A 15,691-nucleotide genomic window follows, 5' to 3' on the forward strand; every position below is an offset into this window, starting at 1 on the left:
GTCGCGGTCCTCGCGGCATCGTCCCGGGGAGCGCCCCTGGAGGAACATAATCTGCTCATACTTGACCCAATCGGGCCGGAAGGTGCCCTCGAATGCACCTAGATGAGCGAAAGTTGGGTCGGCTCGGTGGTGGCGGTCTCGGTGGTCTCGGCGGGCCGTGCGGGCCCGGGCTCCGCGATCCGCCGCGGCATGCCCCCGCGCGTGGGCCCGATGCCGTACTCGCGGGCCAGATCGTGCACCTGGCGCGTGATCCGGCGCTGATACCACTTCGGGGCGTAGGCGCCCTCCGCGTACAGCCGCTCGTACCGGCGCACCAGATGCGGGTGGTGCTGGGCGAGCCAGGCCATGAACCACTCCCGGGCGCCCGGTCGCAGATGCAGCACCAGGGGTGTCACCGAGGTGGCCCCGGCGGCGGCGATCGCCCGCACGGTCGCGCGCAGCTGGGCCGGTTCGTCGCCGAGGAAGGGAATCACCGGCGCCATCAGGACACCGCAGCCGATGCCGTGCGCGCCGAGGGTCCGCACGACCTCCAGCCGGCGCTCCGGTGCGGGCGTGCCCGGCTCCACGGTGCGCCACAGCTCCGCGTCGGTGAAGCCGACCGAGACCGAGATCCCCACGTCCGTCACCCGGGCCGCGCGCGTCAGCAGGTCCAGGTCGCGCAGGATCAGGGTGCCCTTGGTCAGGATCGAGAAGGGGTTCGCCCGCTCGGTGAGCGCCTCGATGATGCCGGGCATCAGCCGGTAGCGGCCCTCGGCGCGCTGATAGCAGTCGACGTTCGTGCCCATCGCGACGTGCTCGCCCTGCCAGCGGCGCGAGGCCAGCTGGCGGCGGAGCAGCTCGGGCGCGTTCACCTTGACGACGATCTGCGAGTCGAAGCCGAGTCCGGTGTCGAGGTCCAGGTAGCTGTGCGTCTTCCTCGCGAAGCAGTAGACGCACGCGTGCGTGCACCCCCGGTAGGGGTTCACGGTCCACTCGAACGGCATGCGCGAGGCCCCCGGCACGCGGTTGAGGATCGAGCGGGCCCGGACCTCGTGGAAGGTCACGCCGCGGAACTCGGGCGTGTCGAAGGTACGGGTGGTCACCGCGTCCGCGCCGAACAGCGCGGGGTCGGCCGCTCGGGCGTGGTCGGAGTCGGTGAGGTTCTCCCAGCGCATGGACGCCTCCTCGGTAGCACTGGCCACACAATAGAACACTTGTTCCCTTGATCGTGCGGCCCAGTCGCGCGGGGCTGCTTCACGCCCCCCGATTTGGTGGCCGGGCGGCGGGGTGATTGGCTTGCCCCGACCCCGAGAACCAGGCCCTGGAGGGACCCGATGGCGCAGGTCGAGGCGGAGACGGAGCGGATCGTCGCGGCGGACGCGGAGACGGTGTTCGACACCCTCGCCGACTACAGCGGCACCCGCGAGAAGCTGCTCCCCGAGCACTTCAGCGAGTACGAGGTCCGGGAGGGCGGCGACGGCGAGGGCACCCTCGTGCACTGGAAGCTCCAGGCCACCAGCAAGCGCGTCCGCGACTGCCTGCTGGAGGTCACCGAGCCGACCGACGGCGAGCTGGTCGAGAAGGACCGCAACTCCTCCATGGTCACCACCTGGCGGGTCACCCCCGCGGGCGAGGGCAAGTCCCGGGTCGTGGTCGTCACCACCTGGCAGGGCGCCGGCGGCGTCGGCGGCTTCTTCGAGAAGACCTTCGCGCCCAAGGGGCTCGCCCGGATCTACGACGCGATGCTCACCAAGCTCGCCGCGGAGGTCGAGAAGCAGTAGTCCCGGCCGCCCGGAAGCGGCCAAACGGCAAGCCGCGGGCGGTCGTTGGCCGCCTCACCGGTTCGAGTGATCTCCGGTCGAACCGGCCGCTTTTCCGTAACTCGTCGCACTTGTTCGCAGTTGTCGCCTCAGGCGGCAATTCTGAGCAGGTGTGACGAGGGGAGCGGGACGTGGGCGGGATCACTCTGGTGCAGGACGAACCGGTCACCGCACCCCAGGCGCCTCCCCAGCCACCCACTCCCGACCCGGAGCCGGGCGCGGACCTGAGCCCTCGCCGGGTGCGTCTGGTCTTCGTCGGACTCATGCTCGCGCTGCTGCTCGCCGCGCTGGAGCAGATGATCGTCGCCACGGCGCTGCCGAAGATCGTCGGCGAACTGCACGGCCTGGACAAGATGTCCTGGGCGATCACCGCCTACCTGCTCACCTCCACCGTCGGCCTGCCGATCTACGGCAAGCTCGGCGACCTCTTCGGCCGCAAGGGCGTCTTCCAGTTCGCCATCCTGGTCTTCGTCGTCGGCTCCGCACTGGCCGGCCGCGCCCAGACCATGGACCAGCTGATCGCCTTCCGCGCGGTCCAGGGCGTCGGCGCGGGCGGCCTCATGATCGGCGTGCAGGCGATCATCGCGGACATCGTCCCGCCCCGCGAGCGCGGCCGGTTCATGGGCCTGATCGGCGCCGCCTTCGGGCTCGCCTCGGTCGCCGGCCCGCTGCTCGGCGGCTACTTCACCGACCACCTCTCCTGGCGCTGGTGCTTCTACATCAACGTGCCCTTCGGCCTGGTCACCATGGCCGTCGTCGCCGTCGTCCTGAAGCTGCCCAAACCACGGGTCAAGCCGCGCCTCGACATCCTCGGCGCCCTGCTCCTCGCCGCCGCCTCCACCTGCCTGGTCCTGCTCACCAGTTGGGGCGGCACCGAGTACGCGTGGGGCTCGGAGGTCATCCTCGGCCTCGCCGCCGGAGCGGCCGGGTCCACCCTCCTCTTCCTGGTCGCCGAGCGCTTCGCGCCCGAACCGCTCATCCCGCTGCGGCTGTTCCGGGACTCCGTCTTCAACGTCACCGCCCTGGTCGGCCTCGTCATCGGCGTCGCCCTGTTCGGCGCCGCCAGCTACCTGCCGACCTTCCTGCAGATGGTCGACGGCGCCAGCGCCACCGAGTCCGGCCTGCTGATGCTGCCCATGATGGGCGGCATCGTCGTCGCCTCGATCGTCTCCGGACAGCTCATCAGCCGCACCGGGCACTACCGCTCCCACCCGATCCTCGGCAGCGCCCTGTCCGTCGTCGGGATGTGGCTGCTCTCCCGCCTCGACGCCGACACCCCCCGGCTGCACTACAGCGTCTGGATGGCCGTCCTCGGCGCCGGCATCGGCCTGGTGATGCCCGTGCTGGTCCTCGCCGTGCAGAACTCCGTGCGCCCCGCCGACCTCGGCACCGCCACCAGCGCCAACAACTACTTCCGGCAGATCGGCGGCAGCGTCGGCGCCGCCATCTTCGGCACCCTCTTCGCCGACCGGCTGACCGACGCCCTGGCCGACCGGGTCCCCGCCGAGGCGGGCGCCGGGCTGCCCGACGCCGAGGCCATCACCCCCCAGCTCGTCCACTCCCTGCCCCCGGCGCTGCGCGACGCCTACATCGAGGCGTACGCCGACGCCATGCCGCGGATCTTCCTCTACCTGGTGCCGGTGCTCGTCCTCGGACTGCTCATCGCCCTCTTCCTCAAGGAGAAACCACTGGTGTCCCACAACGCCCCCGTCACCGACCCGGAGACCGCGCAGCCCACCGTCCAGGTCCCGCAGGCCCGCCCCCACCCTCCGGGCGGGGGGACCCCCACCTCGCTTCGCTCGCAGTACGCCGCCGGGATCGCCGTCTGCGGCACCGTGCAGCACCCCGACGGCACCGTCGTGCCCCGCGCGGCGCTCACCCTCATCGACGTCGGCGGACAGCAGATCGGCCGGGGCGCCAGCGGCGACGACGGACGCTACGCCCTCGCCACGCCCGGCACCGGGGCGTACGTCCTGATCGCCGCGGCCGGCGGCCACCAGCCGCAGGCGGTGTCCGTGACCGTCGGCGAACGCCCGGTCGAACTGGACGTGGTCCTCGGCGGCGCCGGGCGCCTGGCCGGCGGCGTGTTCACCGCCGACGGCACCCCGGTGCGCGACGCGATCGTCACCCTCACCAACGTCCACGGCGAGGTCGTCGCCACCACCCGCAGCGGACGAGAGGGCGGCTACGTCATCACCGAGCTGGTGGCCGGCGAGTACACCCTCGCCGCCAGCGCCCCCGCCTTCCGCCCGGCCGCGCTGCCCGTCAGCGTCCAGGCCGCCCGCGAAACCCGCCAGGACGTCGAGCTGGCCGGCGGCGCCGTGCTGCGCGGCACCGTGCGGGCCAGTGGCGGACGGGCGGTGGAGGACGCGCGCGTGACGCTGCTCGACGCGGCGGGCAACGTCGTCGACACCCTGACCACGGGCCCCGACGGCACCTTCCGGTTCGTCGACCTGTCGTCCGGCGAATACACCGTCATCGCCGCCGGATACCCGCCCGTCGCCACCGTCCTCCAGGTGGCCGGCGGCGGCCGCACGGAGCGCGACCTGCAGCTCGGACACGAGGACTGAGACGGCCACCGGCGCGCGGGCGCGCGCCGGTGCGTTTGCGCGCCACCAATTCCCCCGTTGCCGCACATGGTCACCGGGCACCGCCGTACGGTGGTGACGGCGACACAGATCTTGCGGAGCCGTGGGCAGAGAGGGCCTGACGCCATGGACCATGGCACCGAGCGGGACACACATCCCGGCCGCCCGGCCGGACGCGGCGCCGTGCCGCCCGATCCCGTGACCGGCCGTGTCCCGCTGGCCGTCGTCGTGGTGGACCGCGACGGACTGGTCTCCCACTGGAGCCGCGGCGCACGGCGGCTGTTCCGCCTGCCCAAGGAGGAGGCGATCGGGCGGCCCGCACCCGACCTGCTGCCCGTCTCCGGCGTACTTTCCGGGGCGGACACCGAGGGCGACCCGGCGTACGCCGACTACGACGGCCTCGGACCCGGCCTGGAGTCCTCCCTCGACGGGCGGCTGTCCTACCCGGCGGCGGGCCGCGCCCGGCTGACCGTGCCCGCCGACCGGCGTGTCGACGTCCTGTGGTGGGCGTACCCCCTGGTGGGGCCGGGCCCGGAGCGACTGCTGGTGCTCGCCGCCGACGCGGACGGGCTGCGCCGGGACTACGGCGACGGCGACGCCCCGGGGGCCACGGTGGAGCGGATCGCGCCCGCTTTCGCGCTGCACACCGACTTCCCCGGCGCCGAGGAACTCGCCCGCCGCCTCCCCGAGATCCTGCCCAGCATGAGCGTCGGCGAAGGCGCCCGCATCGTCGCGCAGGTCCTCGAACTGGGCTACCCCGTGCTGGAGTTCAGCCAGAACGACCGGGTGCCGGTCACCCCGGACTGGGGCGTGCCCCGGCGGGCCGAACGCAGGGCGCGCCGCGAGCGGGCCGCCCGGGCACTGGCCGCCGGCGAACCGGTGCCGGACGATCTGCGCGACGAGGCGGAGGACCTGGAGTACGCCGCCGTACGCGAACGCCTGGAGTTCCTCAACGAGGTCAGCGGCGCGATCGGCACCTCGCTCGACCTCTCGCGGACCATCGTCGAGGTCAGCAGGGCGGTCGTCCCGCGCTTCACCGACGTCGCCGGCACCTATCTGCGCGAACAGGTCGTCGCCGGCGAGGGCTTCCCCGACGGCGTGCCGGACACGACGACGATGTGGCACCGGGTCGCCCTGGAGCACACCGACGAACCCGGCCGCTGGGACGACGTCGTACCGGTCGGCGAGGCCATGCCGTTCCCGGCGCACACCCCCTTCTTCCAGTGCATGACCAGCGGTGAACCGGTCCTGGTGCCGCGCATCACCGAGGAGATGGGCCACGCCATCGCCTCGCAGTTCGAGAAGCGGGACATCCGGCCGCTCATCACGGGCCGCTCGATGCTGCTGGTGCCGCTGAAGGCACGCCAGGTCGTCCTCGGCTTCATGATCCTGCTCCGGCACCCGGAGCGGGCCGTCTTCAACGACATGGACCGGGTCACCGGCGCCGAACTGGCCGCCCGCGCGGGGCTCGTGCTCGACAACGCGCGCATGTACACGTACCAGGAGAACGTCGCCGAGACGCTCCAGGACAGCATGCTGCCGCACATCCCCGAGCGCATGGCCGGCTGCGACATCGCCACCCGCTACCTGCCCGGCACCCTCCTCGGCCGCGTCGGCGGCGACTGGTTCGACTCGGTCAAGCTGCCCGGCGCCCGTACCGCCCTCGTCGTCGGCGACGTCATGGGGCACGGTCTCAACTCGGCCGCGATGATGGGCCAGTTGCGCACCGCCGTCCAGACCATGGCCGGCCTCGACCTGCCGCCCGCCCAACTACTGCGCCACCTCGACGACCTCGCCCAGCGGCTCGGCGACACCCACCTCGCGACCTGCCTGTACGCCGTCTACGACCCCATCGCCGGGGAACTCCACCTCGCCAACGCCGGCCACATCCCGCCGGTCCTGGTCCGCGCAGAGGACGGCGCCAGCGAGCTGATCGAGCTGCCCACCGGGGCGCCGATCGGCGTCGGAGGGGTGCCCTTCGAGTCGGTACGGGTGCCGGTGGCGCCCGGCGACCGGCTGGTGATGTGCACCGACGGGCTGGTGGAGATGCGGGGCGAGGACATCGGCGTCGGCCTCGCCACCCTGTGCGAGTCCGCCGCCCACCCCGCCGCGTCCATGGACGAGGCCTGCGACACCATCATCCGCGCGCTGGGCACCCGCGGCGGCCGCAAGGACGACGTCGCCCTGCTGATGACGCGGCTCAACGGCATCGAGCCCGACGCGGTCGCCGAGTGGCGGCTCGCCCGCGACCCCTCCGAGGTCGGACGGGCCCGCGCCGCGGTCCGCGAGCAGCTCCACGACTGGGGCCTGCCGAAGCAGGCCGACGCCGCCGGGCTGATGGTCAGCGAACTCGTCACCAACGCCGTACGGCACTCCCACGACCGCCCCGTCGAACTGCGCCTGGTGCGGGCGGACACGCTGCTGTGCGAGGTGGACGACGACGACCACGAACTGCCGGCGCTGAGGACCGCGGGGCCGGACGACGAGACGGGGCGGGGCCTGCGCGTCGTCAGCACCCTCGCCCGCGAGTGGGGCGCGAGCCGGACGAGGACCGGCAAGACCGTCTGGTTCGAACTCACCCTGCCCCGCCGCTGATCGACGGAGTTCGCACGTCCGGTGAAGGAATGCGCCGGACGCTTGTGGCCGTGCGCGGAGCGCGATACACCGTACGAACCCGTCGCTCTCGACGGGCCGTACGTCGTCGCACCTGGGGAGACGGGCATGAGCGTGACGAGTCGGTACCGGGCAGCCTGGGAGAGCTTCTGGAACGAGGCACCCGGGAGCCAGGGGGCGGTGTTCTGGGACGCGGAGCCGGTGCTGACGGCCGGCCGCCACCTCGCCCACTTCGAGCCCTACCTGACCGACCCCGCCCTGCCGCTGATCGACCTCGGCTGCGGCAACGGCACCCAGACCCGCTACTTCGCCGAACGCTTCCCGCGCGTCGTCGGCGCCGACCTCTCCGCAGCCGCCCTCGACCACGCCCGCCGCGCCGACCCCGAGGGCCGGGCGACGTACCGGCAGCTGGACGCCGCCGACAAGGCCGAGGCGGAGACGCTGCACGCCGAGCTGGGCGACGCCAACCTCTACGTGCGCGGCGTCCTGCACCAGTGCGAGCCCGACGACCGGCAGCCCCTCGCCGACGCGCTCGCCGCCCTCCTCGGCGCCCGCGGCCGCGCCTTCCTGGTGGAGCCCGCGCAGGCGGCCCGCACCGTCCTCGCGGACCTGGCCCAGGGCCCCGACGGCCCGCCCGCCAAACTCGCCCCCGTCCTCCGCCACGGCCTCACCCCCGGCGCGGTCCCCGACGAGGCGGTACCGGAGCACCTGCGCACGGCCGGCCTCGCCGTCCTGGCGACCGGCGAACTCCCGCTGATCACCACGGCGTACACGCCGGACGGAGCCCGCATCGAGCTGCCTTCCACGTGGGTGGTGGCGGGAGCCCGGGCGGTGTAGCGGGTCGGGCCGTGGCCGGGAGGCCGGGTCAGCGCAGTCCGGCGAAGAGGTCGTTCTCCGGGACGGCCGAGCCGGTGGTGTCCCGGACGCGTACGAAGGTCTCCGTGCCCATCAGCTCGCCGAACGTCTCCTTGCCCATCCTCAGGAAGAAGATGTTCTCGCCCTGACTGGCGTGCGCGGCCAGCGCGTCGAACTTCTGGTCACTGAACGCGGTCGTGTCCACCCACGTGGTGACCTCGTCGTCGGGCAGGCCGATCTCGGCCATCGCGGCGGCCTCGGCGGGATCCGGCTCCGGCCCGCCCTCCTGGTGCTCGCTCATGAGCTCGCCGAAGCGCCGCATCGTCGAGTGGGGCATCGTCGTCCAGTACACCTTCGGAGTCAGCCCGGTCATCTCCAGCGCCGCCATGGTGATGCGGTGCGCCTGGATGTGGTCGGGGTGGCCGTAGAAGCCGTTCTCGTCGTAGGTGACGACCACGTCGGGCCGGTAGTGCCGCATGAGCTCCGCGAGCCGGGCGGCGCCCTCCTCCACCGGCGTCCGCCAGAAGGAGCCGGGAGCGTCGTTGCCCGGCCAGCCCATCATTCCCGAGTCGGCGTAGTCCAGCGTCTCCAGATCGCTGATCTTGAGGGCCGCGCAGCTGGCCTCGAGTTCCTGACGGCGCATCCGGGCGACGGCCGCCGGATCGTGCCCGGCGTCGCCGGGCTTGACACCTCCCGGTCCGTCACCGCAGCCGCCGTCGGTACAGGTCACCAGAACCGTGCGGATGCCCTCGGCCGCGTACCGCGCGAGGATTCCCCCCGTTCCGGTGGCCTCGTCGTCGGGGTGGGCGTGCACGGCCATGAGCGTCAGGGGCCGGTCGGTCATGAAGCAGTCCTCCTGCGTACGTACGTCTCGTTCCGGGTGCGCGGCGCCCCGGTCTCTCCGCCGGATCCAACCGCGAGGGCCGGTCCGGCTGTTCCCGATACCGCCGTCCGACCGCGAGACGGCCGGAAGCGGCCGCCCGAGTGGTATGGACCAGTGGCTGTCGTGTGGCCCCTGGCCAGCGTATTCAGCGGCATGTAGCGTCCTCCGCATGAAGATCCTCATCAGCGCCGACATGGAAGGCGCCACCGGCGTCACCTGGCCGGCCGACGTGCTGCCGGGGACGCCGCAGTGGGAGCGGTGCCGGTCGATGTTCACCTCCGACGTGAACGCGGCCGTGCTCGGGTTCCTCGACGGCGGGGCCGACGAGGTGCTGGTCAACGAGGCGCACTGGAGCATGCGCAACCTGCTTCTGGAGCGGCTCGACGAGCGAACCCGGATGCTCACCGGGCGGCACAAGACGCTGTCCATGGTCGAGGGGGTCCAGCACGGGGACGTGGACGGCATCGCGTTCATCGGGTACCACGCGGGCGCCGGCATGGAGGGCGTCCTCGCGCACACCTACCTCGCCAACCAGATCACCGGCGTCTGGCTGAACGACGTACGGGCCAGTGAGGGTCTGCTCAACGCGCACGTCGTCGCCGAGTACGGGGTGCCGGTCGTGCTGGTCACCGGGGACGACGTGGCCTGCGAGGACGCGCTGGGCTACGCGCCCGAGGCGCGGAAGGTCGCGGTGAAGGACCACGTGTCGCGGTACGCGGCCGTGTGCCGTACGCCCGCCAGGACCGCCGCCGACATCCGCGCGGCCGCCAAGGAGGCGACGGCACTCGCGGTGCGGTACGAGCCGGTGCGCGGCGGGCCGTTCACCGTCGCCCTGGAGTTCGACGCCGAGCACCTGGCGGCGGCCGCGACCGTGGTGCCGGGTGTGGCGCAGGTGGGGGAGCGGAAGGTGGCGTACACCCACGACACCATGTTCGAGACGATCAGGACCTTCAAGGCGGTCACCACGATCGTCTCGGCGGCGGTGGAGGAGCAGTATGGCTGAGCACGCGGGGACGGACGCGGAGGCGCTGGACGAGGTCGTCCGGTTCACCTCCGAGCTGATCCGGATCGACACCACCAACCGGGGCGGCGGCGACTGCCAGGAGCGGCCGGCCGCCGAGTACGCCGCCGCGCGGCTCGCCGAGGCCGGGATCGAGCCCACGCTGCTGGAGCGCACCAAGGGCCGCACCAATGTCGTGGCCCGCATCGAGGGCACCGACCCGTCGGCCGAGGCGCTGCTCGTCCACGGTCACCTGGACGTGGTGCCCGCCGAGGCCGCCGACTGGAGCGTGCACCCCTTCTCCGGCGAGATCCGCGACGGCGTCGTCTGGGGGCGCGGCGCGGTCGACATGAAGAACATGGACGCGATGATCCTCGCCGTCGTGCGCGGCTGGGCCCGCGCGGGCGTGCGGCCGCGGCGCGACATCGTGCTCGCCTTCACCGCGGACGAGGAGGCCAGCGCCGAGGACGGCTCCGGCTTCCTCGCCGACCGGCACGCCCCGCTGTTCGAGGGCTGCACCGAGGGCGTCAGCGAGTCCGGGGCGTTCACGTTCCACGACGGGGCGGGGCGGCAGTTCTACCCCATCGCCGCCGGTGAGCGGGGGACCGGCTGGCTCAAGCTCACGGCTCGCGGGCGCGCCGGGCACGGCTCCAAGGTGAACAGAGAGAACGCGGTCACCCGGCTCGCCGCCGCCGTCACCCGCATCGGCGGCCACGAGTGGCCGCTGCGGCTGACCCCCACCGTGCGCGCCGCCCTGACAGAGATCGCCGCCGTCTACGGCATCGAGAGCGACCTGAGCGACGTCGACGCGCTGCTGGACAAGCTCGGGCCCGCCGCCAAGCTCGTCGAGGCCACCGTCCGCAACAGCAGCAACCCGACCATGCTGGACGCCGGGTACAAGCTGAACGTCATCCCGGGCGAGGCCGTCGCGCACGTCGACGGGCGGTTCCTGCCCGGCGGCGAGGACGAGTTCCGCGACACCCTGGACCGGCTCACCGGGCCGCACGTGGACTGGGAGTTCGCGCACCGCGAGGTCGCCCTTCAGGCGCCGGTGGACTCGCCGACGTACGCCCGGATGCGCGCCGCCGTCGAGGAGTTCGCGCCGGAGGGGCACGTGGTGCCGTACTGCATGTCCGGCGGCACGGACGCCAAGCAGTTCTCGCGGCTCGGCATCACCGGCTACGGCTTCGCGCCGCTGAAGCTGCCCGAGGGCTTCGACTACCAGGCCCTCTTCCACGGCGTGGACGAACGCGTCCCCGTCGAGGCGCTGCACTTCGGCGTCCGGGTCCTGGACCGGTTCCTGCGCACGGTCTAGCGCCGTTCCGACCGAGCGGCTCAAGGAGAAGGAAGTGGGGGAGTCAGTGCGGACTCTTGCGTACGGGGCATGGCCCTCGCCCATCGACGCGGCGCTCGCCGCCGCGCACGACGGGCGCCCCGACGACGTGGGCTTCGTCGGCGACGAGGTGTGGTGGACCGCGCCCCGGCCCACCGAGGGCGGGCGGCGCGCGCTGGTGCGGCGGCACCCCGACGGCACCGAGGAGCCGGTGCTGCCCCCGCCCTGGAACGTGCGCAGCCGCGTCATCGAGTACGGCGGCCGGCCGTGGGCCGCGGTCACCACCGACGCCGGTCCGCTGGTGGTCTTCGTGAACTTCGCCGACCAGCGGCTGTACGCCTACCGGCCGGGCGGTGCCGAGCCGCGTCCGCTCACGCCCGTCTCCCCGGTCGGCGGCGGCCTGCGCTGGGTCGAGCCGCAGGTGCGCCCCGAGCGCGGCGAGGTGTGGTGCGTCCTGGAGGAGTTCACCGGCGACGGGCCCACCGACGTGCGCCGCCTCCCGGTCGCGGTGCCGCTGGACGGTTCGGCCGCCGACGACCGGGACCGGCTCCGCGAACTCACCGGCGCACGGCACCGCTTCGTCACCGGACCGCGCGTCTCGCCCGACGGGCGACGCGCGGCCTGGCTCGCCTGGGACCACCCGCGCATGCCCTGGGACGGCACCGAGCTGATCGTCGCCGACATCGGCCCCGACGGCACCTTCCGGGACGCCCGGACCGCCGCCGGCGGCCCCGAGGAATCGGTCACCCAGGTGGACTGGGCCCCGGACGGCGCCCTGCTGTACGCCTCCGACCGCACCGGCTGGTGGAACCTCTACCGCGACGGATCGCCGCTGTGCGCCCGCGACGAGGAGTTCGGCGGGCCGCTGTGGAAGCTCGGCCAGCGCTGGTTCGCGCCCCTGGACAGCGGAGTGATCGCCGTCCTGCACGGCCGGGGCGCCGCCGTCCTCGGGATACTGGACCCGGAGACCGGCGACCTCGTCGACGCGGCCGGCCCCTGGACCGAGTTCGCGCCCGCCCTGGCCGCGCACGGCGAGCGGGTCGCCGGCGTCGGCGCGAGCCCGCACAGCGGCTACGAGGTCGTCGAGCTGGACGCCCGCACCGGCCGCGCCCGCGTGATCGGCTCGCTCCACGAAGACGTCGTGGATCCGGCGTACTACCCCCGGCCGGAGATCCGCACCTTCACGGGCCCGGACGGCCGCGACATCCACGCCCACCTCTACCCGCCGCACCACCCGGGCTGCCGCGCGCCGGAGGGCACGCTGCCGCCGTACGTCATCTGGGCGCACGGCGGTCCCACCACCCGCTCCCCGCTCGTCCTCGACCTGGAGATCGCCTACTTCACCTCCCGCGGCATCGGCGTCGCCGAGGTCAACTACGGCGGCTCCAGCGGGCACGGCCGGGAGTACCGCAACCGGCTGCGCGAGCAGTGGGGCGTGGTCGACGTCGAGGACTGCGCGGCCGTCGCCCTCGCCCTCGCCGAGGAGGGCACCGCCGACCGGCGGCGGCTCGCGGTGCGCGGGGGCAGCGCGGGCGGCTGGACCTCCGCGGCCTCCCTGGCCACCACCGACGTCTACGCCTGCGGCACGGTCATCTACCCCGTCCTCGACCTGACCGGCTGGGGCACGGGGGAGACCCACGACTTCGAGTCCCGGTACCTGGAGAGCCTGATCGGCCCGTACGCCCAGGTGCCCGGCCGGTACGCCGAACGGTCGCCCGCCGAGCACGCCGACCGCGTCACCGCCCCGTTCCTGCTCCTCCAGGGCCTGGACGACGTGATCTGCCCGCCCGTGCAGTGCGAGCGGTTCCTCGCCCGCATGGCCGGCCGCGGAGTGCCGCACGCCTATCTCACCTTCGAGGGCGAGGGTCACGGCTTCCGCCGGGCGGAGACCATGGTGCGCGCCCTGGAGGCCGAACTCTCCCTCTACGCACAGGTCTTCGGGCTGGACCCGCAGGGCATCCCCACCCTGGAGCTGACCCGGTGAGCGGCGCCGTGGAACTGACCCGGCCGGACCGGCTCGCCCCAGGCGCCCGGGTGGCCGTCGTCGCGCCCAGCGGGCCGGTGCCCGAGGAGCGGCTCCAGGCGGGCCTGGACGTCCTGCGCGGCTGGGACCTCGACCCGGTCGTGGCACCGCACGTCCTGGACCGGCACGGCACCTTCGACTACCTCGCGGGCACCGACACCGACCGGGCCGCCGACCTCCAGGCCGCCTGGTGCGACCCGTCCGTGGACGCCGTGCTGTGCGCCCGCGGCGGGTACGGCGTCCAGCGCATGGCCGACCTGCTCGACTGGGAGGCGATGCGCGCGGCCGGGCCGAAGGTGTTCGTCGGCTTCAGCGACATCACCGCCCTGCACGAGGCGTTCGCGACCCGCCTCGGGCTGGTCACCCTGCACGGTCCGATGGCCGCGGGGGTCGACTTCATCAAGAACGCGCGGGCGCAGGAGCACCTGAGAGCCAGCCTCTTCGCCCCCGACACCGTCCGGGTGATCGCGTCCGGCGGCTCCCCGATGGTCCCCGGCCGGGCGCGGGGCGTCACCCTCGGCGGCTGCCTCGCCCTGCTCGCCGCCGAACTGGGCAGCCCGCACGCCCGGCCCTCCGCGCGCGGCGGGCTGCTGTGCCTGGAGGACGTGGGGGAGGAGACGTACCGCCTCGACCGCTACCTCACCCAGCTGCTCCGCGCGGGCTGGCTGGACGGGGTCGCCGGGGTGCTGCTGGGCTCCTGGCAGGAGTGCGAGCCGTACGAGCGGCTGCGGCCCCTGCTGGCCGACCGGCTCGGCGGCCTCGGCGTCCCGGTCGTCGAGGACTTCGGGTTCGGGCACTGCGAGGGGGCGCTGACCGTCCCCTTCGGCGTAGCGGCGGAACTCGACGCGGACACGGGCACCCTGACCCTGGAGCGGCCCGCGCTGCGCTGACGCCGGTCCGCGCGCCGCCGGGGCGTCGGACCGGGCGCGAAGGCGAGCACCACGTGTCCGCAGGTGATGAGCCAGGCGCCGTACAGCACCATCCTCTGTGGGCTGAGAGAGGATGCCCCCGGAGCCCGTAGGAAGGAGTAACGCTCCCACGGTTCGGTCGTCCTCCCGGATGTCCCGGCGGCGGGCGTGGCGTGCTGCTGCGGTGTCGGTTTCATTCGCTCAGTCCTGCCAGCCGGGATCCGAAACGGGCGATGAGCGAGGTGTTCCGGGAGTGCCGGCTCTCCTCCCAGCGGTCGGCCACGCCGAAGAGCCGGTACATGCCGTGGACGCCCGTCCACCGCAGCGGCTCGGGTTCCCAGCGCCCGGAGTAGTGGTCGTTCCACGGCAGCCGGGTCAGCGCGGTGTCGCGGTGCTCGGCCCGGTCGAGCAGGGTACGGGCGGCCAGCCGGGTGGCCGTCACACCGTGCCCGGCGTAGCCGCGCGCCACGCCGATCCTCGTCGCCCGGTCGAAGGTGATGCCGGCGCACCAGTCGCGCGTGACGCCGATGGAACCGCGCCAGGCGTGCTCGACGGAGAACGGCATGTCCGGGAAGAAGAGGCGGAGCCGCTCGCTGAGAGTGCGTACGGTCCGGGCGTCCACCCGTCCCTCGCCGGGGGTGCCGGAGTTGAAGGCGTACGGCGTGCCGCGGCCGCCGATGGCGATGCGGTCGTCGGCGGTGCGCTGTGCGTAGACGAAGGTGTGCGCCGCGTCGCCCAGGCACTCGCGGCCGTCCCAGCCGATGCGCTGCCAGACCTCCTCGGGCAGTTGGTTGGTGACGACCATGGAGGAGTTGACCGGAATGACGTCGCGCGCGCCCAGGCCGCGGGCGTCGCCGTCGATCTTTCCGGAGTAGGCCTCGACGCAGGCCAGGACGGTTCCGGCACGCACGGCGCCGCGCGATGTGGTGACGACGCCGGGCGCGATGCGCGTCGCCCGGGTGTCCTCGCAGATCCGCACGCCCTTGGCCCGCACGACGGCCGCGAGGCCGTGGACGAGCTTGGCCGGGTCGATCCGGACGGTGCTGCGGGTGAGCAGGCCGCCCAGGGCCGGCTGGACGGCGATCCGCTTCCTGACGGCCTCCGCGTCGAGCAGCTCCAGGTCCTGCGCGGGGTATCCGTGGGACAGGTCCGCGGCGTAGGTCGTCTCCAGGCGTTTCATCGCCGCGGGCGTGGTGGCCACCCGCAGGTGCCCTCCCCGGTGCTGGTCGGCCTCGATGCCCTCCTGTTCGAGGATGCGCAGGGTGTCGTCGACGCACCGGTGCATCTCCTCCTGGAAGGAGACGACGGCCGCGGCTCCGTCGCGTCCCCGCCTGCGCGAGGCCTTGGCGTAGACGGCCCGGTTGCCGGGGATGAGAGGGGAGAGCCAGCCGCCGTTGCGTCCGGAGGCGCCGTAGCCGACCTCCTTGGCCTCGACGACGGTGATCCGCGCTTCGGGTCGTTCCGCGATGGCGTGGTAGGCGGCCCACAACCCGGTGAGACCACCGCCCACGACGACGAGGTCCTGCTCCTGGCCGGGCAGGTCCGTCGTCGTGCCGTGGGCCTCGCGGCCCGGGTCGGCGGCGGTGCGGGCCGCCGTCATCCAGTGCGATATCTGACCGTTGCGGTACGGAGTCATGGGCGAGTCCCGGGGGTGAGGTGCTGGGTCGGTGCGTGGTGCGACGGTGCGGA

The 15,691-nt window shown here is 73.4% G+C and carries 11 protein-coding genes; 8 read left to right on the plus strand and 3 right to left on the minus strand.

Translation table 11 applies throughout. The features are described from left to right. Positions 1 to 98: 98 nt before the first annotated feature. A complete protein-coding gene (locus OIE75_RS34220) occupies positions 99 to 1,154 on the minus strand; it encodes an Rv2578c family radical SAM protein (protein ID WP_329473255.1) in 1,056 nt (351 codons plus the stop codon). A gap of 159 nt (positions 1,155 to 1,313) precedes the next feature. Between OIE75_RS34220 and OIE75_RS34225 the strand changes: the two genes are divergently transcribed. The 4 genes from OIE75_RS34225 (at position 1,314) to OIE75_RS34240 (ending at position 7,837) form a co-directional block, all read left to right on the plus strand. Then, positions 1,314 to 1,760, plus strand: coding sequence for an SRPBCC family protein (locus tag OIE75_RS34225; RefSeq protein ID WP_307016039.1), 447 nt, complete (start codon positions 1,314 to 1,316; stop codon positions 1,758 to 1,760). Between the two features lie 170 nt (positions 1,761 to 1,930). Continuing rightward, positions 1,931 to 4,369 (plus strand): MFS transporter, encoded by a 2,439-nt coding sequence (locus tag OIE75_RS34230; protein ID WP_329473256.1) that lies wholly within the window; start codon positions 1,931 to 1,933, stop codon positions 4,367 to 4,369. Positions 4,370 to 4,513: 144 nt separating this feature from the next. Further along, entirely contained in the window at positions 4,514 to 6,982 is a 2,469-nt protein-coding gene (locus OIE75_RS34235; protein WP_329473257.1) for an ATP-binding SpoIIE family protein phosphatase, read from the plus strand. 126 nt (positions 6,983 to 7,108) lie between these two features. Beyond that, on the plus strand, positions 7,109 to 7,837 hold the full coding sequence (locus tag OIE75_RS34240; RefSeq protein ID WP_329473258.1) for a class I SAM-dependent methyltransferase: 729 nt from the start codon (positions 7,109 to 7,111) through the stop codon (positions 7,835 to 7,837). Positions 7,838 to 7,865: 28 nt separating this feature from the next. On the opposite strand, the gene OIE75_RS34245 is transcribed toward OIE75_RS34240, so the two are convergent. Then, complete coding sequence (locus OIE75_RS34245) at positions 7,866 to 8,699, minus strand: PIG-L family deacetylase (protein WP_307016043.1); 834 nt, start codon at positions 8,697 to 8,699, stop codon at positions 7,866 to 7,868. 208 nt (positions 8,700 to 8,907) lie between these two features. On the opposite strand from OIE75_RS34245, the gene OIE75_RS34250 reads away from it, so the two are divergent. The 4 genes from OIE75_RS34250 to OIE75_RS34265 are packed head-to-tail and all read left to right on the plus strand — an operon-like array spanning position 8,908 to position 13,984. Beyond that, positions 8,908 to 9,741, plus strand: coding sequence for a M55 family metallopeptidase (locus tag OIE75_RS34250; RefSeq protein ID WP_307016044.1), 834 nt, complete (start codon positions 8,908 to 8,910; stop codon positions 9,739 to 9,741). Further along, positions 9,734 to 11,053: a M20/M25/M40 family metallo-hydrolase gene (locus OIE75_RS34255; protein ID WP_329473259.1), complete on the plus strand. Its 1,320-nt coding sequence runs from the start codon at positions 9,734 to 9,736 to the stop codon at positions 11,051 to 11,053. Before OIE75_RS34250 ends, OIE75_RS34255 begins: the two co-directional genes overlap by 8 nt. 34 nt (positions 11,054 to 11,087) lie before the next feature. Then, a complete protein-coding gene (locus OIE75_RS34260; RefSeq protein ID WP_329473260.1) occupies positions 11,088 to 13,055 on the plus strand; it encodes a prolyl oligopeptidase family serine peptidase in 1,968 nt (655 codons plus the stop codon). Next, positions 13,052 to 13,984, plus strand: a complete 933-nt coding sequence (locus OIE75_RS34265; protein ID WP_329473261.1) for a S66 peptidase family protein — start codon at positions 13,052 to 13,054, stop codon at positions 13,982 to 13,984. Before OIE75_RS34260 ends, OIE75_RS34265 begins: the two co-directional genes overlap by 4 nt. Before the next feature lie 211 nt (positions 13,985 to 14,195). On the opposite strand, the gene OIE75_RS34270 is transcribed toward OIE75_RS34265, so the two are convergent. Further along, complete coding sequence (locus OIE75_RS34270) at positions 14,196 to 15,638, minus strand: NAD(P)/FAD-dependent oxidoreductase (protein ID WP_329473262.1); 1,443 nt, start codon at positions 15,636 to 15,638, stop codon at positions 14,196 to 14,198. Between the last annotated feature and the right edge of the window lie 53 nt (positions 15,639 to 15,691).

Origin of the sequence: Streptomyces sp. NBC_01723 (assembly GCF_036246005.1) — a bacterium.
GTDB lineage: Bacteria > Actinomycetota > Actinomycetes > Streptomycetales > Streptomycetaceae > Streptomyces.

Coding starts and splice junctions, on each gene's coding strand:
- OIE75_RS34220 (WP_329473255.1), bottom strand. CDS start 1,154: ATGCGCTGGGAGAACCTCACCGACTCCGACCACGCCCGAGCGGCCGAC.
- OIE75_RS34225 (WP_307016039.1), top strand. CDS start 1,314: ATGGCGCAGGTCGAGGCGGAGACGGAGCGGATCGTCGCGGCGGACGCG.
- OIE75_RS34235 (WP_329473257.1), top strand. CDS start 4,514: ATGGACCATGGCACCGAGCGGGACACACATCCCGGCCGCCCGGCCGGA.
- OIE75_RS34240 (WP_329473258.1), top strand. CDS start 7,109: ATGAGCGTGACGAGTCGGTACCGGGCAGCCTGGGAGAGCTTCTGGAAC.
- OIE75_RS34245 (WP_307016043.1), bottom strand. CDS start 8,699: ATGACCGACCGGCCCCTGACGCTCATGGCCGTGCACGCCCACCCCGAC.
- OIE75_RS34250 (WP_307016044.1), top strand. CDS start 8,908: ATGAAGATCCTCATCAGCGCCGACATGGAAGGCGCCACCGGCGTCACC.
- OIE75_RS34255 (WP_329473259.1), top strand. CDS start 9,734: ATGGCTGAGCACGCGGGGACGGACGCGGAGGCGCTGGACGAGGTCGTC.
- OIE75_RS34270 (WP_329473262.1), bottom strand. CDS start 15,638: ATGACTCCGTACCGCAACGGTCAGATATCGCACTGGATGACGGCGGCC.